This window comes from Saccharopolyspora sp. NPDC050389 (assembly GCF_040655595.1).
Taxonomy (GTDB): Bacteria; Actinomycetota; Actinomycetes; order Mycobacteriales; family Pseudonocardiaceae; genus Saccharopolyspora.
On the sequence record NZ_JBFAKG010000036.1, the window covers coordinates 47,152 to 73,872 of the forward strand.

At 66.3% G+C, this 26,721-nt stretch carries 13 protein-coding genes; all 13 read right to left on the reverse strand.

Annotated features, from left to right (window positions below; all coding sequences use genetic code 11):
• Nucleotide 1: 1 nt before the first annotated feature.
• The gene (locus tag AB0I53_RS23720) at nt 2-1,771 is read right to left on the reverse strand and encodes an acetyl-CoA carboxylase carboxyltransferase subunit alpha (protein ID WP_358606752.1); all 1,770 of its coding nucleotides are present in this window, start codon (nt 1,769-1,771) and stop codon (nt 2-4) included.
• Nucleotides 1,768-3,579 (reverse strand): acyl-CoA dehydrogenase family protein, encoded by a 1,812-nt coding sequence (locus AB0I53_RS23725; protein ID WP_358606755.1) that lies wholly within the window; start codon nt 3,577-3,579, stop codon nt 1,768-1,770. Before AB0I53_RS23725 ends, AB0I53_RS23720 begins: the two co-directional genes overlap by 4 nt.
• Nucleotides 3,576-5,294 (reverse strand): acyl-CoA dehydrogenase, encoded by a 1,719-nt coding sequence (locus AB0I53_RS23730; protein ID WP_358606757.1) that lies wholly within the window; start codon nt 5,292-5,294, stop codon nt 3,576-3,578. The genes AB0I53_RS23725 and AB0I53_RS23730 overlap by 4 nt, the downstream gene beginning before the upstream one ends.
• The gene (locus tag AB0I53_RS23735; RefSeq protein ID WP_358606760.1) at nt 5,291-6,856 is read right to left on the reverse strand and encodes a PfaD family polyunsaturated fatty acid/polyketide biosynthesis protein; all 1,566 of its coding nucleotides are present in this window, start codon (nt 6,854-6,856) and stop codon (nt 5,291-5,293) included. The genes AB0I53_RS23730 and AB0I53_RS23735 overlap by 4 nt, the downstream gene beginning before the upstream one ends.
• Nucleotides 6,853-13,965: a beta-ketoacyl synthase N-terminal-like domain-containing protein gene (locus tag AB0I53_RS23740; protein WP_358606763.1), complete on the reverse strand. Its 7,113-nt coding sequence runs from the start codon at nt 13,963-13,965 to the stop codon at nt 6,853-6,855. The genes AB0I53_RS23735 and AB0I53_RS23740 overlap by 4 nt, the downstream gene beginning before the upstream one ends.
• A gap of 37 nt (nt 13,966-14,002) precedes the next feature.
• The gene (locus tag AB0I53_RS23745) at nt 14,003-20,434 is read right to left on the reverse strand and encodes an SDR family NAD(P)-dependent oxidoreductase (protein WP_358606766.1); all 6,432 of its coding nucleotides are present in this window, start codon (nt 20,432-20,434) and stop codon (nt 14,003-14,005) included.
• Nucleotides 20,435-20,470: 36 nt separating this feature from the next.
• A complete protein-coding gene (locus AB0I53_RS23750; protein ID WP_358606769.1) occupies nt 20,471-21,361 on the reverse strand; it encodes a thioesterase domain-containing protein in 891 nt (296 codons plus the stop codon).
• The gene (locus AB0I53_RS23755) at nt 21,351-21,611 is read right to left on the reverse strand and encodes an acyl carrier protein (RefSeq protein ID WP_358606772.1); all 261 of its coding nucleotides are present in this window, start codon (nt 21,609-21,611) and stop codon (nt 21,351-21,353) included. The genes AB0I53_RS23750 and AB0I53_RS23755 overlap by 11 nt, the downstream gene beginning before the upstream one ends.
• A gap of 74 nt (nt 21,612-21,685) precedes the next feature.
• On the reverse strand, nt 21,686-22,972 hold the full coding sequence (locus tag AB0I53_RS23760) for an FAD-dependent oxidoreductase (RefSeq protein ID WP_358606775.1): 1,287 nt from the start codon (nt 22,970-22,972) through the stop codon (nt 21,686-21,688).
• 274 nt (nt 22,973-23,246) lie between these two features.
• Nucleotides 23,247-23,426, reverse strand: coding sequence for a rubredoxin (locus AB0I53_RS23765; protein WP_358606777.1), 180 nt, complete (start codon nt 23,424-23,426; stop codon nt 23,247-23,249).
• A gap of 26 nt (nt 23,427-23,452) precedes the next feature.
• Complete coding sequence (locus AB0I53_RS23770) at nt 23,453-24,532, reverse strand: fatty acid desaturase (RefSeq protein ID WP_358606780.1); 1,080 nt, start codon at nt 24,530-24,532, stop codon at nt 23,453-23,455.
• A gap of 16 nt (nt 24,533-24,548) precedes the next feature.
• Nucleotides 24,549-25,085: a hypothetical protein gene (locus AB0I53_RS23775; protein ID WP_358606783.1), complete on the reverse strand. Its 537-nt coding sequence runs from the start codon at nt 25,083-25,085 to the stop codon at nt 24,549-24,551.
• Nucleotides 25,086-25,396: 311 nt separating this feature from the next.
• On the reverse strand, nt 25,397-26,695 hold the full coding sequence (locus tag AB0I53_RS23780; protein ID WP_358606786.1) for a helix-turn-helix domain-containing protein: 1,299 nt from the start codon (nt 26,693-26,695) through the stop codon (nt 25,397-25,399).
• Between the last annotated feature and the right edge of the window lie 26 nt (nt 26,696-26,721).

Genomic DNA, 26,721 nt, shown 5'->3' on the forward strand with positions numbered 1-26,721 from the left:
CTCACTCGGCCAGGCGGCCGAAATCGTTGTACCGCTGCTCGCGCTGGCGCATCAGCTCGTCACGGTCGATGCCCATGACGTCGTCGAGCGCCCAGGCCAAGGCCGCCCCGACGCTCTGGATGGCGCACCGCGGGTCGGCCCCTGCGCCCCCCTCCGGCTCCGGTACGACGGCGTCGACGATCCCGAGTTCGAGCAAGCGGGTGCTGGTGATGCCCAGTGCTTCAGCGATCTCGACGGCCTTGTCCGGAGTGCCGTGCAGGATCGTCGAGGCGCCCTCCGGACTGATCACCGAAAAATAGGAGTTCTCCAGCATCAGCAAGCGGTCGGCGACCGAAATACCCAGCGCCCCACCGCTTCCACCTTCGCCGGTGACGACGCTGACCACCGGTACTGCGACCCGCACCATCTCCATGATTGCTGTGGCAATGGCGTATCCTTGGCCGAATTCCTCGGCCTCCAGACCGGGATAGGCGCCTGGAGTGTCGACAAAGGTCAGCACAGGCATACCGAACTTCTCAGCGTGCCTTAACAGGCGGCGTGCCTTGGCGTAGCCCGAGGGCTGCGGCATCCCGAAGTTGTGCGTGATCCGGCTCGCGGTGTCGGTGCCCTTCTGGTGCCCGAGGACAACCACTGGGACGCCCCGGAACGCGCCGACACCACCGATGAGGGCAGGATCGTCAGCGATCTGGCGGTCGCCGTGGAGCTCAATGAACTCGTCAAGGAGGGACGTGATGTAGTCCAGGGTTGTTGGCCGCCCTACATCCCGCGAGAGGGTGAGCACGGTACGCGCGTCGAGCTCGGGTAACTCACCGGGAGCCGTCACCACAGCCCGCTCCTTTGTGGTGGGCAGGGGTGGGTGAGCAACCGTCCGGTGCAGGCGCAAGAGGGTCGTGATCCAGGAAACCAAGGAATCACGGGGGACGACATCATCGATCAGTCCTTGCTCGAGAAGCTTTTCGGCGGTTTGAAACCCCGGGGGTAGCTCGTCGCGGATGGTCTGGCGGATGACATTCGGCCCGGCGAAGCCGATCCGAGCGCCTGGCTCTGCCACGATGACGTCGCCGAGCATCGCGAACGACGCCGTCGCACCGCCGAAAGTGGGGTCGGTGTTGAGGTTGACGCACAGCATCCCGCTCTCGTGGACCGCAGAAATGGCCTGGGCCGTCTTCGCGAGTTGCATCAGCGAGGTCGTGCCCTCCTGCATCCGGGCTCCGCCCGAAGAGCTGATGAGCAACAGCGGGAGCCGGTGGGCTACAGCGTGCTCGGCGCCAGCTACCACCAACTCGCCGACTCCAGCACCGATGCTGCCCCCCATGAATCGGAAGTCGAGGCTGACGACCACAACCTCTTGCCCTCCGATCGTCCCTCGCACCGCCACCGCAGCGTCGTCGAGGCCAACGCGTTCTCGTGCCTCGTCCAGGCGCTCCCGGTAGTCGCGGGTGTCGCGGAAGCCCAGGACGTCGTCGGTGTGCGCCCACCCGGGCACGACGCGGATCGAGCCCGGATCGAGCAGGTGGGCCAGCCGATCTGCCGCCGAGAGCCGGTGGTGATGGCCGCACGCGGGGCATACGCCACCGGATCGGCGAAGGCGTTTGATGTAGACGTAGTCACCGCAGGATGCGCAGTGAATCCATGAAACTGCGTCGGGGCTGTTCCCTGGAGTGGGCAGCGCGCTCGTCCCCAGCGCCGGCACGATGGCACCATCCTCCGAAACCGGTTGGAGTGGTAACGCGGTCTCGGCGGTGGCTGGATCGCGGGAAACGATTCTCATGACCGCTCTCCTCTCGGGGTCGAACCCTCTGCAAGGGCAAGCTGGCGGTGGGAGAACAGACGACCTTCGCGGTGCAGGCGCAACATCACCGCGGCAGCTGAAGCGACAGCGTCGGCACTCACAACGCGCCCGCCGGGCTCGAACCGCTCCCACAGTCGCCCAAGGCACACAAGCAGGACTGCTGGGTCGATCCCGCCGTTGGGCAAAGACTCGGCGCTGTGAGCGGCGAGGGCCACAACGGCGGCGGCCGCGTGCAGCACCGCGTAGTCCTCGGCCCGACGGTAAGCCTCGTCGGAGCGTGGCCAGGACGAACCGTACCGTTCGGCGAGCTCCTCGACCTCGCGGCGCAGCACCGAAAGGCGTTCAACGAACCGACGTCCGAGGGAAACCGCTGCCCGCAGGTGGTCTGCCGACCCGTGCGCGCCAGAAGTGGACCGGTCCGAGGCCTCAGCTCTCGCCTCGAGCGCATCGAGTACGCCTGGCATCGCCGTGACCACGTCGTCACCGTGCCGGCTTCGCATCTGCAGCCGGGCCGGTTCGAACTGGGGCAGGGTGGCGTCGAAGTCGTAGATGACCGCACTGCGTCCGGCCGCCACGTCTCGAACTTCGGCGTCGACCTCAGCTGGTGCCTTGGTGAGCTCCCGCAGCGACGACACGATGTTCTTGAGGTTCACCACGACGTTGCCCTCGGCGAAGTGGGAGATCCACAAATCGCGGACGAACTTGTGGAACACCCCGTAGTGCGGGTCACTTCTGACGAAGTGGCGCGCGCCGAGCACCGTCGAGAGCGTGCCCATCGTGGCCTCGAGCATCGTAGGGACGAGGTACTTCGACACCGACGAAGTTATGCTCACCTGATCCGGTGCCGCTTGCAGCGCGCGCACCGCGCCCGTAGCCACGGCATCGGCAACCAGCAGATCAGCGAATGCGTCGACGAGCTGTCGGCGGGTGTAGGGCACCTCGATCACGGTCTCGCCGAAAAGCATCCGGGTCGAGACGAAGTCGAGGGTCAGACGCAGCCCGCTGTCGACGCAGCCGAGGGCCATCGCCGGAGCGAGCGCCCGCACCGCTAGGGCCGCTTTGACCGCGATCTCCATACCCGCGCCCTCGGCGCCAATGCGTGCCGAATCAGGAACTCGGCAGTTGACGAAGGCGACACCGCCGTTATCGATGGAACGCAAACCGTGCAGCCGAATTCGCTCGCGGGGCCGCACAGCCGACGCTGGACAGGATCGCCGGTCGACCATGAGGATCGAGAAGGCCGCCGGACCAACCCGCTCTCCCGTGCGGGCGAAGACCGCGATGACCTCGCCGATCGCGGAGTTGCCGATCGGCCATTTCTCACCGTTGATGACGTAGCCACCGTCGACCAGCTCTGCCCTGGTCTCATCAGCGACGATGTCGCTGCCGTGCGCGGCTTCGGAGAGCCCCCAAGACATGGCGGTTCCGTGACAAATCCGTTTGACCCACTGCTCTTTCTGCGCGTCCGTGCCCGCCACCCAGACCGGCATGAAGCTCAGGCTGGTAGTCGCGAGCGACGTGGCCAGGGATGGATCGCGTCGTGCCACGAGCCGGAAGAGTTCCAAGCTGTCCTGAACATCGACTGCGCGGCCGCCGTGGGTGGCCGGAACCTGGTACTCGTGCAACCCCCATTCCTGCAGGTGAGCCATGCCCTCGTGGTGGAAGGCCTCACGGTCGTCGTGGTCGAGTGCGGTCGCCCAGCCAACCACTGACGCGAGGTCTTGGGGCGCTCCGAGGTGCTTCTCGAGGTCGGCGGCGAGCTTTTCCACGTTGCGGACATCAGTCATACCGGGCTCCACGTCTTGGCCTCGGCCAGGCGGACCGGGAGCATCGTGAGCAGTGCACCGCCATCGATGAGCGAGCGGCCACTAGCGGCGATTCCCTCGGCGAGATCGTCAGCCAGCCGCGGCCAAGCCCGATCCGCAATCGCGAATAGATGGGTGAACACCGCTCGCAACCAAACCGTGCTACCCGGTTCGGTGCCGTAGAGCGAGCGGTCCTGGTTGAGGCGCCAGAGGTGCACAGCACTGGCCGCTCCGTGCAGCGCGGCGAACGTATCCGCCACTTCCACGAGGTCCACTCCCGGCGTGATCGCCACGAGGCGGAGCTCGCTGACCTTCCGGGCGAGTTCCTCGATCCACGGCACGAGCTCGTCCGGGACGGAGCGCAGCAGATGAGCTTCGTCGGTCGCGAACACCGAGAGAACGTCGTCCGGGCCACGGGATGCCATTCGCAACTCGGTGGGGTCGTAGTCGGGGGGCTCTGCCCCCAAGTCGTGCACCGCCTCAACTCGCTCGCGCGCACCGGCCGAAGGATTTTCGAGGTTCCTGAGCAAAGCGGGGATCTGCCCGGATAGAACCCGCGAGGTGGCCTCCGGCCCGGTGTCGACGTACCGCAGCACTTCGGCATCTCGCCGGACCTTGTCGAACAGCGCGCCTACGCCCTCGCGCACCACCGACCACGTGCCGAGCAGGTCACCGCATTGCCTGACCACGGTGTCGGTCGCATCCGTGACGACTCGTTTGACGACGCCGGACCAGTGCGAGACCGACGGCGGGCAGACCTGCAGCGCCCGCCCCGCCACTACGCTCGCGACGTCGGCGGCGAGGTGTGCTGAGATCGCCGTCGCGAATGCCCGACGCGGGCGGGGATGATCGAGCAACGGCTTGCCAGCCACCTCACGGCTCCGGCCGTACTCGTGCGTGAGCCGGAGCGCGCTATCCGTGCATGCGAGATTGGCAGCGCTTCCGACGATCCGGACGACTTGCAGCGCCCGCATGGCCACTTCGAGGCCACGACCGGCCTCCCCCACCAGTCGATCACGGGGGACCTCCAGCCCGCGGAACTCGTACCGGGCGAAGTCGATACCCCGCATGCCCATGCAGACGATGGGCTCGCTGTGCGACCGGACAGCGGCCAGGTCGTCGGCGCTGAGCAGAAAGCCGCTGAACGCCGCTGGCCCGCGCTCACCAGTCCGCGCGACGACGTATGCGGCTCCGGCTCGGTGCCCAAGACCGACCATCCACTTCTCGCCGTCGAGCCGAACAGGGTCCTCCCCCTCGCTATCGAGGGCCGCGCGGCATTGGCCCGAAACCACGTCGGCCCCATGTGCAGGCTCGGAAAGGGCGAAGGCGACTGGAGTGCCGGCGTCCAGCAGCGCGACCACCCGACGGACCTGTTCGACCGAGCCAGCCAGGACCACGCAGGTCGCGGCGGTGATGCTGAACATCGCCGCAGGCATCACCGCGAGGTCACGGCGGGCGGCCACCCGGACCTGCAACATCATCGCGTCCAGCGGCACCCCTGTGCCACCGACGGTCCGCGGAAGAAACCCGAGGTGCAGTCCGGCTCGGTCGGCCACCTCGGCCCGAAATGCCTCAGGGAACTCGCCAGCTTCATCGCGCACTAAGCCCTCATGGAACCCGAAGATGTTCGCCTCGTCCGTGGCGTCACCGAGGGCAGCGTCAAGGATCTCCGCGACGTGGGGCGCCGTCCTAGTCACGAGGACCGACCTCCTCCCGGCCGGTGCTCAACCCCAGCGGGCAGAACTGTGCCTGCTGCCCGAAGCGCGCAAATACGGCCAGCGAAAGCGGCGCCGTGCATAAGCTCACGCGCAACGGTGGCAACTTCGCGTCCGGCCGGGTGCGCAAGCGGGGTGCCCGCTACCCACTGGTTGAAGGCACCCATCGAGGGCCCGCACCAGATCTGGTAATCCTGCACCCGGTCCGCTTCGCCGACACTTGCCCACCGCGAGGCCATACCCAGGTACCACCGGAACACCAAAGCCATCCGGCGCTTCGGCGCATTTCGCGCCCTTTCGAGCTGGGCGGGGTCGCGACGGCTGAAGTACTCCTCGCACTGCGCCCAGACTTCGTCGACTGACTGGCCGAGTATCTTGGTCTCGAGGTGCTCGAGTTGGAGGGCCGGGATGTCCTCAAGCGAAGCGTGCGACGCGTAGAGCGCGTAGAGCTTCTTCGCCCGCATCGGGAAGAATGTTCCCCGTTTCAGGACCTGCAGTTGGACGCCGAGCTCGAACATGTCCGCCGCCGGGGCCATGTCGCAGTCGGTCGGCTCAGCCTCGGCGAGCAGGGCGCGGACCGCGTCGGAGGTGCCCGATTCGCGACAGGACTGGTTGACCGATCCCGTGACCACGTAGTCAGCACCCGCAGCGAACGCCGACCACACCGCTGCCGGTGTTCCGAGGCCCCCCGCTGCGCCAACACGGACGCTGTGGGCGCCGCTCCGGTCACGTTGACGCAGCATGGCCGGCAGCAGAACCGCCAACGGCTGGCGGTCGGTGTGCCCTCCAGAATCCGCCTCCGCCGTGAGGTCATCACACATCGGCACCAGCATCGCGAGCTCGGCCTGCTCGGCGGTGATCGCCCCCTCAGCAAGAAGATCGGTAACAATCTCGGACGGGGGCGGCGCTAGGAACCGCTGGGCCACCTGATCCCGGGAGACCTTGGCTATCACCCGGTTCTCGGCGATTGGCACCCCGTCAGGCCCGCGGCGCAGCCCGGCGACCCGGTACCGCACGATGCTCGGAGTGACGTCGAAGAAGGCCGAGGCCTCGACACAACGCACCCCGTAACGCAAGCACAGGTCTACAGTGGCGCGCTCGAGCTCGATTTCATGGGGGCTGTGAATGAGGTTGCAGGCCCACGGCCGGTCGGGAACCTCTGCGATGAATCGCTGCAATGCACGCTCAATGCGATCCGGGATCAGGCCGGCTGCGCCGAAGGAAGCGAGCAGCCCTTCGCGCGCCATCGCGATCACCAGATCTTCGGACGCAACACCACCCGCCATCGAGCCGGCCATGTAGGCCAGGTCAGTTCCGTGTGCGGTGCGGAACGCGGCCGATCCCAGTTGCGTTGGTGGGAGCGGACCAGCAACGGCAAGCAGGGTGTGCCGCGGGGCGGGGACCGCAGTGAGTCCAATCGTTCCGTCATCGTCGACGACGTAGCAAGGGCGGTCGGTGTCGCCGAGGAGGGCTCGCACCCCTTCCACGTCGGCGACCGGTGCAACGCAGTCGACCGCGGTCAGGGGATTCTCCACAACGGTCATCGCAATCCTCCTTCACGGGCCTCGACAGCGAGCCCACCGATCTCGTAGATGCGAAGGTCGCCCTTCCACAGGTGGCCGTCCGCGATGACGACGAACCTGTCGGCCTCGGGGCGGATCTCGGTGACATGAACCTCGAGGCGGGTCTCGCCGTCGTCGGGCAGGACCTGCCCGCGGTACCGCCAGGACATCTCGACATCGACCGGGACGTGGAAGACCGGCCGGTCGAGCACTCCCTCGGTGAGACCGCCCCGCAGGACGATCAGCTTCAGGGCGTGCAGCATGGCCTCGACGCCGAGCGACCCGGGCATGACCGGGTCGCGGTGGAAGTGGCAGTCGAAGAACCACTCGTCCGGCACGATGCGACGGCACGCCCAGGCATAGCCCAGGCCCTGGCGGCCGCCGTTGAGCACAACTCGCGCGCGGTCGAGCAGCGGGAAGTGGTCGACCGGCGAATCGTGCCGCTCCACCAGGATCAGCCTGCGGTACTCGTCGGCGCTGATTTCGACGGCCTCGTGGCCTGCGCCGTCGCTCTCCAGCCAGGAGGGCACCGCTGCACCGTTGTCGAGCCCGACCTGGTTCTCGAGGGCGCTGGCGGTGAAGTAGCCGAACAGCGACTCGCCGGCGTAGAAGGGCTCACCATCGACGCAGAGCTCGTAGGAGAACCTCTGGAGGATCGAGTTCATGTAGGACCCGGAGGACAGCATGGTGGTGCGGTGCTCGATCGTCTTGCCGCGCAGGTCGACTTCGCGCAGCAGCCGGGCCTTGCCATCGAGGTTGCGGATGCTGAACGACTCCTCCGGAGTGCCGAGCGTGACTCCGAGGTAGTAGCCCAGCAGGATGGCCGCCTGCAGCGAGGTCTCCATGAGCACGCAGTTCGGCGTGATGTGCGGGTTGGTCTCCCGGAAGTACCAGGAGTCCGCAGCCGCGTCGTATTCGGTGATCATGGTCTCGCCACCGCTGAAGGTCCCGCGCTCTCCGGTCATCTCCACGATCCGGTCGACGAACTGGAAGTCGCCGTTGGGGATGTGCGGCGCGCGGTGGTCGTGGTAGACGTCGAACTCGGGTCCCATCGCGGTGCCGAGATCCCCGCGTGCGGCGTGGGCGAGGTGCATTTCGTTGATCATCACGTCGCGCCCGTCGTGCGTGCGGCGTCCCAGGAATGGAGGGATGCCGCCAGCATCTGGGCGGTACGGGGTCCCCTCCTTCTCCCGCAGTTGCACCCCGAAGTTGCGCATGCTCACGATGGGCTTGCCCGTGTCGTCGTGAACGGTGATGTTCGCGATCACGGTCGGCCGCGGGACCAAGGTGAGGTCCTCGATGTCGACCTCGTAGCGGATCGAGCCGGTGTCGGGCGTTACCTGGCCCCGCACCTTCACCTCGGTCCGCAGTCCTGGGACCGTCTGGAATCGCGCGTCGGGCAAGCACAGGTGCATCCCGAGCGAGAGGGCGTAGACCTGCAGGAGGTGCACTCCACCCTCGGCCATCATCGAGCCCGCGAGCACCGGATCGTCGATGAAGTGGCAGGCGAAGTACCAACCCTCGGGGTCGAGGTGGGCCGTCGCACTCAGATGCCCCAAGCCGCGCGGCCCCCCGGTGCGGTCGATCAACGTGATCTCGTCGATCAACCGGAGCTTGGCGTCGGGCAGGCGCAGGGAGCGGTTGGCACCCTCGGGCTGGGCGTGAGCCGGTCCGAACACCGCGGCGCGCTCACCGCGGGCAAGTGCCTCGAGCTCTTCTGCCCCGAGGCGATCCACGTCCGTATGGGCGAGGGGTTTGAACCATCCCCGCGGACGATCCTCAGTGGACGGTGCTGCTAGGACCCCACCTGATGCTTCGAGTTCTTCCTGGGTGAAGAATCCAGCTGCGGCGCTCTTCAGCTCGAGGATCAACTCGCCATCGGCGTAGCAGAGGTAGGAGAAGAAGAACATCAACATGTCGCCGTTCCAAGCGAACCTGTCGATGGAGATGTCGTAGCGCAGGGTCTGCCCCTCATGAGGCAGGTCTCCGTGGAACACGAGCGTGCTGTCCAGTAGGCGGTAGCGGCGATCGCCCTTGTTGAGCAGATCGATGCCCAGGTAGCTGATGAGCAGCATGTCGCACTGTCCGGCCTCGATCGTGACGGCCGGCGGCGACAGGCCGTCCACCGAGAACCAGGCATCCTTCGGAATGTCGAACTCAGTGCTGATGGACGACGGCTCGAAAGTGCCGGTTCGACCCTCGAGAGCGACCACGCGGTCAACGAACAGGTAAGGCGGAGCAGGCAGTCGCACCCGGGACCGATATGAGTCGACCTCGGCGAACCGCTCGCCGAACACCGGGGCCACCGATCCGGTGGCGAACTCCAGGAGATCGTCGCGGTTCCAGATGATCCGCGGGTCCACGCGCACTAGTGATTGGGCGGGCTCCGGCGACCGCACCGCGTCGGGTGTCGGGTCTGCGGCGGCCGGGTCAAGGGCTCCGCCGACCGATGCGTCAGTCGCGGCGCCAGCCAACCCACCAACGCTGACGGCCCGTTCGAGCAGGTTCAGCGAAGCGAGCTGGGCCACCTTCTGCGACAGAAGCAACTTCTCATGTGCGGCGCGCACGCCGGTCCGCAGCTTTTCATCGACCAGCGATCGGACAGCCGCCTCCGAGACCGGGCGTCCCGCCGCTACGTCGGCGCGGGCGGTAGCGGGCTCCGCCGGGGCAACCATCGGCGGCCCAGGCTCCTGCGTCACGATTCGTGCAGCAGTGATTGGACTCTCCGCTTGCGTGCCGAACTCGATCGGCTGGTGCTGTACCGGTACGAAAGCCTTACCGACGAAACCGACACCTGCCGGTGCGGCCGGGACAGGCTCCAGGACCTGGGTCCGCGCTCGCTCGTCGACAGCGTCTCCTGGACGCGCGCCGTCCAGCGCCTCCTGGGCCCGCTGGGCGATCCGCTCCGGGATGGACTCCCCACCGCACTCGACGCGCACCCGGCGCCGCACTGCCTCGGACGTCAGCGGGCGCAGCTGATCGAGCCGGACTGGCACGCCGTGGCTGGCGAGCATCGCGACCGCACGTGCGAGGCCGTCTGCTGTCGAAATGCCCCGGCGATCGACCGCGACCGCGAGGTGCGGGAGATCGCCGAGGATCTCGCTGACCCAGCGCGTGCAGCTGGCGGCCGGGCCGACATCGATGAACACCCGATGCCCGTTCGCGTACGCCGCTCGCACGAGCTTCGGGAAGTCCACCGTTCTGCACAACGTCTCGGCGATTCGCTGCGAGAGTTCCCCGCGCCCCGCTCCTTCGAGCACCCCACCGTCGAAGGCCGAGAACAGCTCAAGACCGGCGGGCATCGTCGTTGGGTGGGAATTCAGCGCCGCCAGCTCGTCGAAGTGGGGCCGCACGATGTCGCAGTGCATGATGTGGCGAGTTGGGGTCCGCGCACCTCGGACGTCGAGGGCGTCGAGCAGGCCCTGGCAAGCCTCGGGTGCCCCGGCTACGACCGCCTCCGTCGGGGAGTTGATGTGCGTCAGGAACAGCCGGTCGGTCCGCTCGACATGCCGGGCGACCTCTTCGACGTCACCCAACACGAGATAGGACGACCACACCTGGCCGTCCTCGATGTCGGCCCCTAGCCCCCACGCGCTGCGCACAGTGGTGCGCGCGCCGGTGAGCAGGTGGCTGAACAAAGGAGACTCCCTCAGCGCACGGTCGTCGCGCGCCGCGGCCTCCCAGACTCCGAGTGCGAAGAGCATGCTGCTCTCGCCGAGCGAGTAACCCAGCGCTCCCCGCACCGGCAGTCCAAGCGCTGTGCGCAGCAGTTCGGTGTGCAGGACCGCGAGATTCGTGCCAGCAGCCAGCATCGTCGGGATGTCATCCAGCAGTTCGGCCTCGTACTGCATCGCCGTGCGGCGATCCGGGACGCGCCGCCGACGCGGGTGCAACCGGTCGGTCTGGAACTGGGCATCGGGCGATGCTGCAAAGGACTCGAAATCCGCGAGGAGCCCGGGCGCCAGCCGGAACAAGTCGGCCGCCGCTGTCGGGTACGCGCTGAACGCCCCGGGGAAGACCAGTGCCACGTCCTGCGCATGCAGTGGGCGCGGCGTGCAGTAGCTCCCTCGCGGCGAGTTCCAGATCCGGCCCTCGGCGAGACTGCTGGGCAGGTCGCGAGACGCGGCGTCAACCTCTGAACGCAAGCCGTCGCCGTCGTCTGCGACGAACACCGCGGTAAGTCCGCCGGTCCGGTGCTCGTCGAGGAACCGTTGCACGACCGAAGCCACATCCACGGCGCCCGCGAGCTCGTCGCGGAGGGCGCCAAGAGCGTTCACCAGGTCCTCAGCGTCCGTGCCTTGGACGGGGAGGACCAGCGGGCCGTTGGGCGACCATCGCAGCACAGACGTATCAGGGGCGGTGACACCTCGCCCGCTGACAATGGCGTGGGCGTGCGACCCTCCACTGCCGGTGATGCTGACGGCGGCAACCCGATGGTCCTCAGGCGTGCGCCGCAACCAGGGGCGCTCTGTAGGCGCCACCCACCACTGCGCAGCACTGCTCGCGGGAACCATCTCGGTGCCCTCACCAGCTTCGGGGAGCGGCCCTGGCGGCGGGATGGTTCCAGTCGAGACCGCCAACGCGGCCTTGACGACCCCGAGCAGCCCGGCGAGGTTCCGCGTGTCGCCTACGAGCGGAGCCAGTGAGGAAAGCGCTGGTCCCGCCGCTTCGTCACCAGCTGCGTCGGCGTAAACCCGCTCGAGCCCGAGGAGTTCGCCGGTCCCGACGTCGACCGCAGCACGGCTCTCGACAAGGCCCACCGAATCGGCACTCATACCTGCCGCTGCGAGGGCTTCGCGGGCGGACTGGGCCACGGTGTCGGCGTCGGGTTGACCCATGAGGCGGTCCGAATGGTGCGGATAGGCCGTCGCCAACGATTCCAGGCATGCGTAGGCCTCGCCGGATGCCCCAGCGCGGGTGAGCACAACGGCGGCGGCACCCTCACCTATGGCTGCAGGGCTCTCTGGTCCGTCATCGTCCGCAGCGGCTTCGACGACTCCCCCGGCGAGGTCTACCGCACCGACCAGCACGGCATCGATCGACGGGTCGGCGAGCAGAAGGCGACCCACGTCGAGGGCGGCCGCGCTGCCAGCGCCGTCCGAGGCCACGGTGAACGACGGGCCGGTGAAGTCGTAGCGGGAGCTGATGCGGCTGGCCATGATGTTGCCGATGTAGCTCATCACCTGGCCGGAATCGATCGGGCTGTGGATGCCGTCGCGCACGGCCTCCTCGAGTGCCGCCATCTCCTCGCTGTCGAGCGCCACCCCTGCCCGCGCGCACTCATCGCGAACGTGCGCCCCGATGTCGAACCGGGCCCGGTGCCCGTGGGCGTGCTGCTCCATCTCCATCGCGATGACGACGCCGACGCGCTGGCGAGCCGGGGATCCGGAGCGCGAGCCGGGCAGCTGGTACCCGGCATCGGCCAAGGCCTCGTCGGCGACCTTGACCATCAACAGGTGCTGCGTGTTGAAGTCGGTCAGCTGCGCGGGCGGGATGCGATACGAAAGCGGGTCGATGTCGAACGAACCACAGTAGGCGCCGGCTGGTCGATCGGCGGCCTGCACGCCGGAACATTCCCCCAGCCCGTACCAGCGATTCGGGAGCACCTGCCCCAACGAGGGACGGGCGGTGAACATACGTCGCTCGAAATCCGCCCGGCCATCGATGTTTCCCACGTGGACACCGATTCCCGTGATCAGCATGGGCGTTGTCCGAGGTGCCGGAGCCGAGGCAGCACCTGGTGGCACCGGGTCCGACTCCTCTTCCGGTGAGGACAGCACGAGGTGCGCGTTCGTCCCCCCGAAACCGAAGGCCGAGGCCGCCGCCCGGCGGGGCCCGCCGTCGCGTACCGGCCAGTCCCGAGTAGCGGAGACGACCTCCCCCGCCCCCAGACCGTTGATCACGTCCTCCACACCTGGCGTTGCCGGAATCACGCCCTCGTGCAATGACTTGATCAACTTCAGAACGCTGGAGAACCCCGCGACGGTCAGCAGGTGGCCCACGTTGGCCTTGACCGACCCCAAGGCCGGGCGCGGGCTGCTGAAGAAGCGGTGCAGACCATCGGCCTCGGTGCTGTCGCCGAGCGGGGTACCGGTGGCGTGGCACTCGATGTAGTCGATGTCCTGCGGATCGACACCGGCCTCCGCGTAAGCCAGCCGGTACGCCTCCAACTGCCCCTCGACGTTCGGGCTGAGGAGGTGCCTTCCCGCCCCGTCGTTGGAAAGTCCGATGCCGTCGACGACGGCGTAGATGCGATCGCCTTCGGCCAATGCGTCGGCGAGCCGCTTCACGACGAACATTCCGGCGCCCTGCCCGGTGATGATCCCGTCGGAGCGAGCATCGAACGGCTGGCTGACCCCGTTGCTCGGGTAGGCGCCGAGGTCGGAGAAGGACAGGTGCATCAATACTGGGTCGGGAGCACAGAGCGCGCCAGCCAGCATCACATCTGCGCGTCCGGCGCGGAGGTAATCACCGGCGAGCTTGAGGCTGTAGAGCGCAGAGGAGCAGGCGGCGTCGAGAGCCAACTGGGGTCCCCGGAGACCGAGGGCCTCGCCCACCACTCGAGCTGGCAGCCCGAACGCCCGCAAGTTGGCCGGGTCGGTCGCGGGCCGGCGGGGACGCCCCGAACGTGGCGGGAGCACCCCGGCCGCGCGCAGGCCGGCTGCCGCTCCCTCCTGCCAGAGGGGCAGCGCCCGTTCGCAGGACGACCAGGTGGGGAACGAGTAGTTGCCCAGGACCAGCCCCACTCGATCGCCCGACAGCACCTCCAGATCGGCGCCCGCATCTGCGATCGCCTCGCGACCGACGTGCAACGCCCAGTGGAAGGACCGGTCGAGCCTGCGCAACCAGGCCTCCGGAAGACGCAGACCGCCGAGGTCGATCTCCACGTCGTCGACGAAGCCCCCGCGGCGGGAGGTCACAGCGTGCCGGTCGTCTCCCCACCCACCGGGCGTTGCGGGATCAATCCCGAAGTCCGCGGCTTCGCCCTCACGTCGGGAATCCCGGCCTTCGAGCAAGTTCTCGAAGAACTGCTCCGGCGTCCTCGCCCCCGGCAGGATGCAGGACACGCCGACGATGGCCAGTTTGCTCATGTGTGCCACCTCCTCGTCACCGCTCGCGAACTGGCCTTCATGCGCGCTCTGGGAAGAAGCGGCGGGCGAGGTCCGGCGTGGAGACGAGCGTGACGTCGCAGAAGCGTGCGAGTACGTCGCCGTCGAACGTCGCGGCCGCGACGTCGAGGCCCCAGGTCGGACCGTCACCTACCGGAGGCTTCTCAACGACCAGTGCGACCGGCTGGCCAGGTGTGGCACGGCGGACGGTGCGGAATTCCCGCCATCGCATCGGGAGGCTGTGCGCGCCGCAGAGCTCGTGGACTGCGACCAACGCGGCCTGCAGCATGAGGTCGGCGAGCATCGGGTCGAACCGGGAGCCTTGGAAGGCCTCCAGCAGCGGAGGGACCTCGGGAATCATGCACTCGAGCGCGAGTCCGTCGGACGCCTCCCGGGTGACCCGAGTGATGTGGGCGAGCGCCGGCCCGTGGAACAACGACGATCCGTAGAGATCGTCGGCCTTCCTGCCAGTGCCAGCTCTGGGCAGTCCGACAGCGAGCGGTCGTTCTCGATTCGAAGCGTCCAAGCAGAGCCCGACCGAGTACGCCGGTGCGCCGTCATCACCGCCCGTGAGCCCCCGTGCTGCGACCTGCACTTTGCTCTCCGACGGCTCGTCCCGCACCGAGAAGCGCAGCCTGCGCGGCGCATCCGCGTCGAAGACGATCCCGCGCTCCACGCGGAAGTCGATGCCACCACCAACCTCGGCTCGGGTGATGCCCTCGACCACGCGGATGCAAGCTCCGAGTGCGAAGGTCGCCGGTAGCACCGGGTACCCACCGATGCTGTGATCAGCAATGGTGGGATCTGCGGACATGCCCGCGATGCGCCGCTCAACCTCCATGGCCACGGGCGGCCGGATCGTCTGCACGGCCGATAGCGGTGCCTCCGGGCCAACGAGGGTTACTTCGTCACCACCTCGTTCCCGGCTGAAGTGCGCAGCGAAGCACCGAGCACCGTAGTCGAGGTCGATGAGCTCGACTCCTCGGTCCTGGAACATGCGCGCGATCGAATCCGACACCATCCCGCCGTGCCACGCGCCCCAGTTGATCGCAGTCGCGTGGCACTGGGGATGCGCAGCGCGGAATGCTCGCGCAATGCCGTTGAGCGCGCTGTTGGCCATGGCGTAGTCGGCCTGCCCCCGGTTGCCGAACAGCCCAGCAGCCGAGGAGAACAGCACGAGATGGCGCAGTCGGTCAGCGTCCACCGCGTCGAGGATGTGGGTGAGACCGTCGATCTTCACCCCGAGCACGCCCTCCGCCTCCTCGCGATTCTTCTCTGCGATGAGTCGGTCGGCGAGAAGACCGGCCCCATGTACGACCCCGGTGATCTCGTTGCGGTAGGGAGCGAGGGCCTGCCGGACCGCAGCCGCGTCGGTGAGGTCGACCTGGAGGTACTCGACGCGGGCGCCTGCTGCGGAGATGGTCTCGAGCGTGTTCCGGACTTCCCGCGCCGCGGTAAGCGCCTCGTAGCGTCGGCCGACATCGACCGGGGTCGGTTTCGCGCCCTCTCCTGCGATCCTGTCCGCGATGGCCCGCTTGAGCTTCGCCTCCTCCTGCAACCCCCGAGTCCATTCCGGCTCGTCCTCGAGGCGGGTGCGTCCCAGCAGCAGCACCCCAACACCGGATCGCGCCACCAGCTCCTCCACGCACCGAGCAGTTACGCCCCGAGCCCCGCCTGAGACGACTAGGAGGTCGGATGCGTCCACTGTCAGCCGCCCGGTATTCGGCCCGACCGGTTCCACCCGATCCACCTGCCGGCGATCCGTGGTCGGGTAGCGGACATCGACGGGATCGACCGACGCGTCGAGGAGTTCCCGGACAACCAGGTCCGCGGCCGCTCGCGGTTCGATCCCGAGATCCAATGCGAGCGAACGAGCGAACACCGACGGCGTCTCGATCGCGAAGGTCTTCGCAAGCCCGCCTAGCCCGTCGAGCACAGCGGTCCCCGCCGCCGTCCCTCCGGATCGGTGAACGGCCAAGAAGGCCGCGCGCCGTCCCTCTGCTGCCTCCTTCAGAGCCGGCTGGGAAGCTCCGGCGACGAGGAGGGCGCGCACCAGCTCTTCAGCGGCCTCGGCCCAGCTAGGCAGTTCGGCAGGCGCGAGTACCAGCACACAGTCGAGGCGTCCCAACTGTTCGGCCGTGGCTCGGACGAGTTCGCGGACTGATGCCGTGTCCCAGCGGTCGAGCCGATGGCCGGGCTCAGTGGATTCCGAATTCGGACCTACGACAAGCCGGACCCGAAAGCCACGGTCCTCCAGTACCTCGACAACGGAAGTCGCGGCCGGGTCGCCCTGATCAACAACGAGAGCGACCGCGCCGTCGACGAAGGCGTCAACTCTTGCGTCCGGCCGGGCGATCTCAGATTGCACGACCCGCCGGATTGCGACCTCGCTCGCCCACTCATCACTGCCCGGAATCGACTCCCCCTGATCGACCGCTGTCTCCGCAACGGACGCAGGCGATTCCTCCACGCCGACAACGGAACCCGCGCCAGCATCCACAATGCCCACACCCGAAACAATCACACCCGCAATATCACGCAAACTCCGCAACTCAGCCATCTGCTCCGGCCCCACCTCAGGCATCCCGGGGAACCGCTCACGCACCGCCCCCAGAATCTCCACCCGCTTGACCGAATCGATCCCCAAATCGGCCTCAACATCCATCCCAGCATCAAGCATCTCCACCGGATAACCAGTCTTGTCAGCAACAACCTCCAACAACACCGACTCCGCCGAAGCCAACGCCCCCTCATCCACCGCTGTCTCCACAACAGACGCAGGCGATTCCTCCACGCCGACAACGGAACCCGCGCCAGCATCCACAATGCCCACACCCGAAACAATCACACCCGCAATATCACGCAAACTCCGCAACTCAGCCATCTGCTCCGGCCCCACCTCAGGCATCCCGGGGAACCGCTCACGCACCGCCCCCAGAATCTCCACCCGCTTGACCGAATCGATCCCCAAATCGGCCTCAACATCCATCCCAGCATCAAGCATCTCCACCGGATAACCAGTCTTGTCAGCAACAACCTCCAACAACACCGACTCCGCCGAAGCCAACGCCCCCTCATCCACCGCTGTCTCCGCGACAAACGCAGCATCGAGTTTCGTGGCAGCGCCGTCCGGCGGGACTGTCACCACCGATTTCCCGGTCGACCCGTTCGATGCGGCCTGCTTGTCCGCAGTCGACTCCGCGAGCGTGCTCGGCGCGCTCAGTGCCGGCATATCCGGTCGAATCGTTGGGAGGACCGGCTCGACCCCTTGAGCGTCCGTCAAGAACCTCAGTTGTGCTTCGCTAGCCCTCTCATGGGCTCTCGTGATGGCTGCAACCTGGTCGCCCACCGCGACGAGGGCCGCAGCCACGTCTGCGGAAAGCATGCCCCCGGCACTAGCCTGCTGCGTGATCTCGGCGAGCCGCTCGGCGACCTTTTCCTGGACCTGCAGCAACTCCTGGTGCACCATGGTCTGCTTCTCCACCGACTCTGCGATCTGCTTAGCCCCCTCCACCAGCCGCACGGTCTCCGCCGACGCCATTGCTGTCGATGGGTTGCCCGCAGCATTGGTATGGTCCCGGTTCGAAGTAGCGGCCGACGTCTCCTCAATTGCGGGGCTGGGAGCGGCAAGGGCGTTGGCGTAGGCCTGCCGTCGTTCGTCGGGAACGTAGTTGACCCCGCGCAGCGGAATCGCAAACTTGGGCTCGCGCTTCTCCATGACAGGTGGGAGGTACCGGTTAACTCGTTCGAGCGGTACCCCCGCCGTGAGCAGCTGCGCAACTGCGCCCATGAGGTCTTGGTCGCTCGTGTCCGGGCGCCCGGCGTCGGTCGAAACCACGAGGACTTCGTCGTGCTCCTCCGGCAGATTCGCCGACACCAAACTTGCCAGGATCTTCTTCGGACCGATCTCGACGAAGACCCGAACGCCATCGGCGTACATCGCCGCGATCTGGTCAGCAAACTCCACCGGTTCGACGATCTGGCGGACGAGCGTTTGGGCGTTTGCGTCTGCGTCCTCGATGTAGCTGGCTCCGTGGGTGTTGCAGTAGACACGCGATGCCGCACCGACTTGCACCCCGTTCAGAGTGCGCGCGAACTCGGCCCGCGCGGGCTCGACATAGCTCGTGTGAAAGGCTGCCGCTACCGGCAGCGCATAGGTCTTCAGCCCCGCCGCCTTGCACCTCTGGGCGAAGGCCTCGACCGCCTTGGTGCCGCCGCCGACGACCGTCTGAGCCGGCGAATTGACGTTGCAGACGTTCACGTCGCTGTGCCCTTCGAGCAAGCTCCGGACCGTCGCGCTGCCCGCGTCGACCGACAGCATCGTTCCCGGGTCGCTGCCGTCCGCCCCGCAGGCAGCCATTGCCGCGCCGCGGGCACGCGCGGCACGAAAGTAGTCCTTGCGATTAAGTGCCCCGGCAGCCCACAACGCAGTGAGTTCGCCGAAGCTATGGCCGACAAACGCAGTTGGTGTCAGTCCGAGCTCACACAGGAAGTCGTAGTACCCGGCCGATAGTGCGCCGATGGCGGGCTGAGCGTAGTCAGTCCGCCGAAGCATCTGCTCCTGCTCAGCGCGTGCTTCCCCGGTGTTCGCCGGCGGGGGGTACGTCACGAGACCGACCGGTTCACCAGACGCGTCGATCGCGTCGATCTCAGCGAATGCGGCGGAAATGTGCGGTACGACCAGGGAGGCGGCTCGCCCCATGTCCACGTGCTGGCTGCCCTGCCCGGCGAAAGCGACCGCCAGGGTCTCAACACCCGCGAGGGCTCGGCGACGGTAGTGGATGCCCTTCGGGTGGTCGAGCACGTCGCGGCCATTCGCCGAGCGAAGCAGTTCGCAGGCGAGTTCCCTCCGCTCGGCCAGGTCATCAGCCCCGTGGACGAGCACCAGGCGGGCGTGATCGGCCGGGACCGGCCCCCCGTCAGCCGGCGGCTGGTCCGTGACAGCTGCAACCAGGGTCTCGAGGTCCGGGGCGTGCCACAACGCCACACCGGACGCGCTGTGCCCGGCACGACCAGCCGCAGCCGTCGGAGCCTCCTCCACGACGCAATGGAAGTTGGTACCCCCGAAACCGAATGACGACACTGCTCCGCGACGGCGGCTCTCCGGGCTGGGCGGCAGCCAAGGACGCGCGGCCGTGTTCGGGTAGAAGATCGACCTCGAATCGGCGAGAGGAGCCGCTGGGGCCTCGACGTTGATGGTGGGCGGCAAGACCTGGTGATGCAGGGCCAAGGACATCTTGATGAGCCCGGCTGCACCTGCCGCCGCTTTCGTGTGCCCGATCTGCGACTTCACGCTGCCGATCGCGACGCTGTGGGGTGGGCAGTCGTGTTCGGCGTACAAGGACTTCAGCGCACCCAGCTCAGTTTCGTCCCCCGCTGGTGTCCCCGTTCCGTGCGCCTCGACGAGACCGATGTCAGCCGGCGTGCATCCAGCGTCGTCGTACGCCCGACGCAGTGCCCGGATTTGTCCGCTCTCCCGCGGCGCGTAGATGCTCTTGAAACGCCCGTCGCTCGACGACCCGATGCCAGTGATCACGGAGTAGATGCGGTCCCCGTCGCGCTCGGCATCGGCAAGGCGCTTCAGAGCGAGCATTCCGATGCCTTCGCCGATCATCGTGCCGTCGGCGTTGCGGTCGAAAGGCCGGATCTGCTCCGACCGCGACAGTGCTGGCGTCTTTGAGAAGCACATGTACATGAGGATCGTGTTCTCGGCGTCACAGCCGCCGACGAGCATCATGTCGGCCCGACGGTCGACCAGTTCAGCCACCCCATAGCGAACCGCAGCGAGCGAGCTCGCGCATGCGGCGTCGAAGGTGCAGTTGGTGCCGCCGAGGTCGAACCGATTGGCTATGCGTCCAGCCACGACGTTGCCGAGCATGCCTGGGAAGGAGTTCTCCTCCCACGGAGCGAAGGCTTTGCGGAAGCGCTCGACGACCTCGTCCGCGGCTGCGTCCGAGAGACCGCAGCTCTGCACCACTTCCCGCAGAACCGGTGCCTGGAGACGAGTCGCGAGTGGCTGGGTCAACGAGTTGGCGCCGGTCACACCGAGAGTCACGCCCGTCCGGCTCGGGTCGTACCACGACGCGTCCGGGCAACCAGCATCCGCAAGCACATCCCGGGCTACGCCAAGACTCAGCAGTTGCAGGATGTCGGTGACGCCGAGGATGTTCGGGGGGATGCCGAACTCCATCGGGTCGAAGTCGACCTGTGGCACGAACCCGCCTCGCCGGCAGTAGGTCTTGTCCTCGGCGGTCGGGTCGGGGTCGTAGTAGTCCTCGATGCGCCAATGGGATTCGGGGACGTCCTCCATGCAATCCCGACCTCGGACGACGTTCGTCCAGAACTCCTGCTTGTTCCTGGCCTGAGGGAACAAGCAGGCGATTCCGACGACCGCCACCGGCTCATCGGCCAGTCGGCGTCCTTCTCGCTGCTCAGTCTCTACGTCGCCCACGAGTGCACTCCTCGGGTCAGGTGCGTTCGTCGCTTGTCAATGGCGCAGTGCGGAATCAACCAAGGCGGCAATCGATTTGGCCGCCTCGGGGTTGCTGAACATCGTGTAGTGGTCACCCGGGCAGTAGTGGACAGCGACATCACCGACGACCGGTTCCCATCCGAGGGACGAGACGTCGTCGAACAGCCCACGCTGTGGGCGGACGAGCGTGACCGGGAAAGCCGGTGGTCCCGGGTCGAATCCGTCGTGCAGCTGCTTGTTCCGCAGTATTCCGTCGACGAATGCTTCGAAAACCTTGCGCAAGCCCGCTACGGATGTGTCCCGTTCCATGATTCCGCGTTGCTTGCAGCGTTCGAGGATTGCGGAAAGTCCCTCGGTAGTCGTCATGTTCTCGAAGTCGGAGTAAGCAAAGCCGAGCGGCGCACCGCGTTTGGCACCGAAGTACATCGCGAACCAGTCGAGGCCTTCCCTGCTCGGCAACGAGTCACCGAACTTCTTCCCCGGGTCACCCTCGCCCGGCGCGATGCTGTCGAGCAGGAACAGATGCTCGACGACGCGGTCGGCGGCCAGCCGCTCCGCCGTGCCGTAGGCGAGGACGCCGCCGAACGACCAACCGAGCAGCACCACCGGTCGGTCACCCGCGAACTCGTGAATCTCGGCCACAAATCGTTCGGCGATCTCCGCGACGGTGATCTCCAGCGGTTCGCCGCCCAACATCGATCTCCGGTACTCCGGAATCTTGTCGATCTGCAGGACTCCCAGGCCGATCCCGCCGAGCTCCTCCGCGAGCGCCTCGTAACTCCTGACGAGCAGCGCACCGGGATGGGTCACAACGACGACACCCTCGTCTGCGCCCGGTGCGGCGAGCACCTCCATCCCGCCGTCCGATCCCCCTCCAAGCCGGCGGGCCGTCCGGTCAGGCGACATGCTTGCCGGCCTCCTCGACGATGTACCGCGCCAGCTGCGAGATCGTCGGGTGGTACCAGAGCGCCGTCGTCTCGAGCTCCATGCCGAGCCAGCTCTCGAGTTCACCGGCGAGCACGAGCGCCTCGTTCGACTCGATGCTGAACTCGTCGAAGTACTGCTCGGTGTCGACCTCGGAAGCCGGGACGCCCAGGCGATAACCGATCTTCTCCGCCAGCCAGTTCTCGATCTCGGACACGGTGAAGGCGGCCATGATTTCCTCCTCGAATTCGACCTGCGTCGGGCAGGCGTCAACGAACGCCCGATGAGGGATTGCGGGGCTCTCGCTCAGGCGAGCGTTACCGTGCGCGAGAGGATTCCCTCGGCGGCCGCCAGTCCGGAATCGAACGCCGATTCATGCATACCGATGATGTCTTTACCCAGTTTGCGGGAGTGCAGATAACCGCCGCAGAACGTGATCGGACCTTGCATCGCGGCCTGCCACAATTCCTCCTGCAACGATCGGACTTCGAAGTTGATGACCGGATGCCGGTAGTCGAAGGATGCGAGCAAGCGCTCCTCATCGATCTCCCCCGGATAACCGAGGGTCACGAAGTAGTCCTGGTCGGCATCGAGCGACTGGAGCGCGTTCATGTAGAAGACGACCCAAGCGTCCACGTCGTCGCCGACCGCGCGGCGCCCGTAGTTCCAGCTTCTCCAGGAAGCCCGGTCGGCAGGCATGACCGATGGGTCGGTGTGCAGCAGAACGCGGGACTGCGAGTAAGGCACCTTGCCGAGCACAGCCGCCCGGTCCGCGGCGAGCCCTTCGACCAAGCGCAGCCCATCGTCCGCGTGGAGGGCCATGACGACGCGGTCGAATCTCTGCGTGCCCGCGGCGCTTACGACCTCGACCTCACCGTCGATCTCGCGGACGCGCTCCACCGGGCAGGACAGCCGGACCTCCGCGCCGCTGCGTTCGAGAGCCGCCACCGCTCGCTCCACATAACGAATGCTCCCACCCTCGACGGAGCGCCAGTCGACCTTCTGCCCTCCGAGACCTCCGCTCCCGTGCGCGATGTAGAAGGCGATGACGGTGGCAGCGGTCATCTCCCAGATCCGTTCGGCCGGGACCGCCCAGGCCGCCGAGCAGATGAGCACTACGAAACCCCACTTGAAATCCTCGGAGTACCCCTCGCGTTCGAGGTACTCGCCGAGAGGCAGGTTCGCTTGGCCACGAAGGAAGTGCTTCGGCGCGGTCTCGTGAAACCACTGCGCTTCCAATTTGATCGACGCGAGCGCCGGATGCGAGTCCATCGCGGACTCCCCGAGCGGCGCCTGCAGATCCTCCGAAGTGTATTGCCACCCGGCGTCGTTGTCGTAGAAGGAGAACCCGCCGACGTGGCGCACCGAGGACACGCCGAGCTCCTCGAAAAATTCTGTTACACGCGGGTAGTACGGCTCGTTGAACACCATGAATGCGGTGTCCACACCGATTGTTCTCCCGCGATCCTGCACTTCTACGCTGTTAGCGTGGCCACCAGCACGCGAGTCAGCCTCGAACACGGTGACATCACACGCCGACCGGAGCTTGTAGGCCGCCGATAGCCCCGTGATTCCGGCACCCACGATCGCCACTCTTGTGCGCATACATCCGCCTCGCATCACTCTTCGGGTAGGACAGGATAGAGACTCAACAGAAACGGAGCGGCATGGAGGCAGCTATCCGCTCTACTCTCGAACCTGTCAGGATGCCGCTCGAGAAGTGTTGTCCATCATGGTCAGCTACCTCTGCCCCAGACTGGTCACTCGCCCTGGTCGAGGGCATACGAAGGGTCTAGCGGTCGCCGTACGTCCCGGCCGCCGGTCGATCCTTCGCAGCGACCAGGCCGGCCGGGTGACGTGGCGCAGCTCAGTCCTCGTACGGAATGAAGTCGGGCTTGCTCGCGCCGCAGACAGGGCACACCCAATCGTCAGGGATGTCAGCGAAGGCGGTACCAGGAGGAATCCCGCCGTCCGGGTCCCCCTCGGCAGGGTCGTAGATCATGCCGCAGCGCAGACAGATCCATAGATCTCGGGTGGAGACGGTCATCCTCGGTTACCCTTCGCTCGTGTCGTTCAGGGGTCGATCGTGTCGGAGGCGGCACGGGTGAAGCGATTGGCACGACGGAACGTTCCGAAGTCGTTGAACCGGACCCCGTTTTCGCGCAGCACCTTCTGGCAGTCGCGCTTGATAGCTTCCCGGATCCAGAAGGGGTCGCGGACCAAGAAGTGATGGATGGCGTGAGTCTCACCGAAGTTGAAACACAGCGCCTGGAAGGGCTTGAGCCACCACTTCGTCCACACTTGGGTCTGCTGGAGGACGTTGTGCGCCTCAACATCACCGTAATAGTGCAGATTCGAACTCACGAAGTAGATACTGAAGCTGCGGATCGCGTTCGGCGCAAGAATCGTCACGGCCAAGATGCCCAGAAGCTCCTGCCCTGGGACCTGCGCCGGGCCGAAAACCCACTGATAGACATGGATACCGATGAAGATGTGCCAAAGCAGGTAGTGCATTGCCCCGAGCGGAAAGTAGGACATCCGGTTGATGTTCGTCAGATACCGGGCTTCCTCCGGCGTCCGGGCCTCCTGTTCCACGTAGGCCTGAACTAGTTGGGGCATCCGGAACGGCTTGGTATATATGCCGATAAACGAATCCAGAAGGGTGATGAGTCGGTAACTTCCCCAGCCCTCACCGTTGGTGATGGCGCGTTCCTCGAGGTCGGATTCCGTGCCCGAGACCGCGTGGTGGTGCAGATGCAACCGGCGCCGGACCCACGGGTTGATGGTGCTGGGCCGCAGCAACCAGACGCCGAACATCATCGTATTGTGCACGATCCGGTTTGTGCGGAAGTACATCGAGTGGATCAAGTCGTGCTCCAGCTCGTGTAGCAGTGAGAGCCAGAACGCGCTAATCAGAATGGTCGCCCACCCAGGCAAAACGCCGGCGATGTAGAGCCACGCGTCGGCGACCACGCCGAGGATCGACACGACGAAGATCGCCAAGCCGACTCCGTCCTGATGCCGGGTGAGCCAGGGATGCCTGACTCGCCAGTCGTCACCGATTTCGATGATCGACTTCCGGATGGTCGCGATCTGGTCAGCGTCTTCACGTCCGAGATGCCGCTCACCTGGTAGCCGACTTGCGATTGCCATGTCTCACACCTCCAACTTAGAGAGCGACTGTTCCGTAGTTGCTTGGGGGTTGGCCAAGCACCACACTGATCGGCATTCCGTCGCCGGAAAAGACCAGGTACAGCCTGAGACCCCAGTAGAACCGGGAATGGGTGGCGCAGTAGCCGTAGCCGACGTGTCCGGCCAGGTCCGAGCGCTTGACCGTTTCTCGCGACATCCCGCAGGGCACGGGAGCGGCGTCGGCGATCCACATGCCGCCGGACCAGGAGGGGCAGCATTCGGCTAGGACCAAGATTGTCTTGCACAGCAACGGTTGCGCGGCCTTGAGCCGCTTGTGGTAGCCCGGCTGCTTCGGCGGGTACGGAAACATTGCCCGCCAGGCCGGGCTGCTGTGAACGTGGCGGATCCACCGGCGTTCGGAGTGGTGCCCCAGCAGGACCTGGGCCACTGCCAGCGTGAGCAGCTCGCTGTCGGGCAGCTTGGGCTCTCGGCCACGGCCGGTGCGGGGTACAACCACGTGATCGTCGATCAGTACATAGAGTGCAGTCAGGAGGGTGTTCAGTTCTTTGCACACACATTGATCTTGAACACCCTCCTCCCATGTCCACGGACCGGTCGCACTTCACATGACCTTCACGGAATCAACCGTCTAGCGGGCTGCTTTGCCCGAGGACAAGCCACACCAGATGCAGGCCAGAAGATCACCCCGACTCCACGAGTCCTCGAATTCATTGCCACAGCTAACCAGACCCTCGGTCGCCAATCCGGCAGCTAGACCGGCAGCTACAAACGGCTTCCGGAAGGAGGAAACTGCCGTTGACACCCCACCGCGCAACGATTCAGGATACGCACCACGGGCAGACCGGGCTGAGCTCATCTTCCGCGTCAAGAAATATGCCGCCGGCTGCGGCCGATGAAACTTCCACCAATTTCCAACTGGACCTGTCGAACCAGGTTCAGCAACGTGAAGCGTGAGTCATCGGCTTCCGAATGGCGGATCAAACCAAGCACCAGAAGACTATGGACTACCCGCGCCGCCTCGTAAGAGCTGGTGCGCATCATCTTCACGAGGTCATCGACGGACCAGGCGCTGGTCTCGTCGGCGAGCTTGATGATTGCCTTGTGGACACCGGGCTCTAAAGTCGCCAATGCACTTCGAACTGACTCGTGTATGTCAAATCCGGTGCGCTGTGCCTCCGGAGCACTGATCACTCTGAACGGGTCGTTGGTCAGCTGTGCCAACAACTGCTCGGGCGAATGGATGAGCGACCACTCAGCGCTGATCTGCACTGCCGCAGGCAGCCCGTCGAGCTGACGGCAAAGTGCGGCAACGACGGTAGCGTTGTTGTGGAGTTGGAAACCGGGTCGCATCTTCCGCAGGTGCATCAGCAACAGCCGTACCGACGGGACCTGCGCCAGTCTGGGCAGATCGGCTTCCTCAGAAAGCGTCGGCAGGGCCAGCGGGCCGAGCGGAAATACGCACTCGCCGGGCACGTTGTACGGCGCTCGTGACGTGACCAATACGCGGAGGTGCGGGCACTGACGCAGCAGCGCGACAATGGGGTGAGCGGGCGAACGCGTAGCGTCATGCCCGTCCACTATCAGGACGGTGTCGGGCGCCCCGATCGACCTGAGCACTCCGTCCAGGTCAAAGTCCGACCTGAGCAGGGCCTTTCCCAACAGGGATCCGTTTGAATCTGGCTCCGTGGTGGCATCGTCGTCAATAGGCGGTATCCACGCCACGGAGAAGCCCTCTTCGTGAATGCCGGTGGCCACCTCACGAGCAAGCGTCGTCTTGCCGACTCCGCCCAGACCAACCAGGGTAATCCAGCGTTGACTACCGGCGCTGAGCAACTCGATCAATGACTTGCGTTCCGATTCGCGGCCGATGAGCGCGTCAATGCGAGCGGCTGGCGGGAGCGAGGGCAACTGCGCGGGGCCAGCACCGATCGGATGGCGCTGGGCCGCGGCTTCCAGCGCAGCACGGCCGGTCTCGCCGAGTCGCAGCGCGTCGGCGAGGAGCCGCACGGTATCCCTCCTCGGGAACCGGGCACGACCACTCTCCAAGTCGCGAATAGCACGCTCGCTCAAAGTGCTGAGCTCGGCCAGCTGCCGCTGCGTCACACCGGTATTCAACCGGTACTTCCGTAACAGTCCACCTAAGCCGACGTTCCGATCATTCATGCCGGTCCCCCGAACATTGGTCGCCG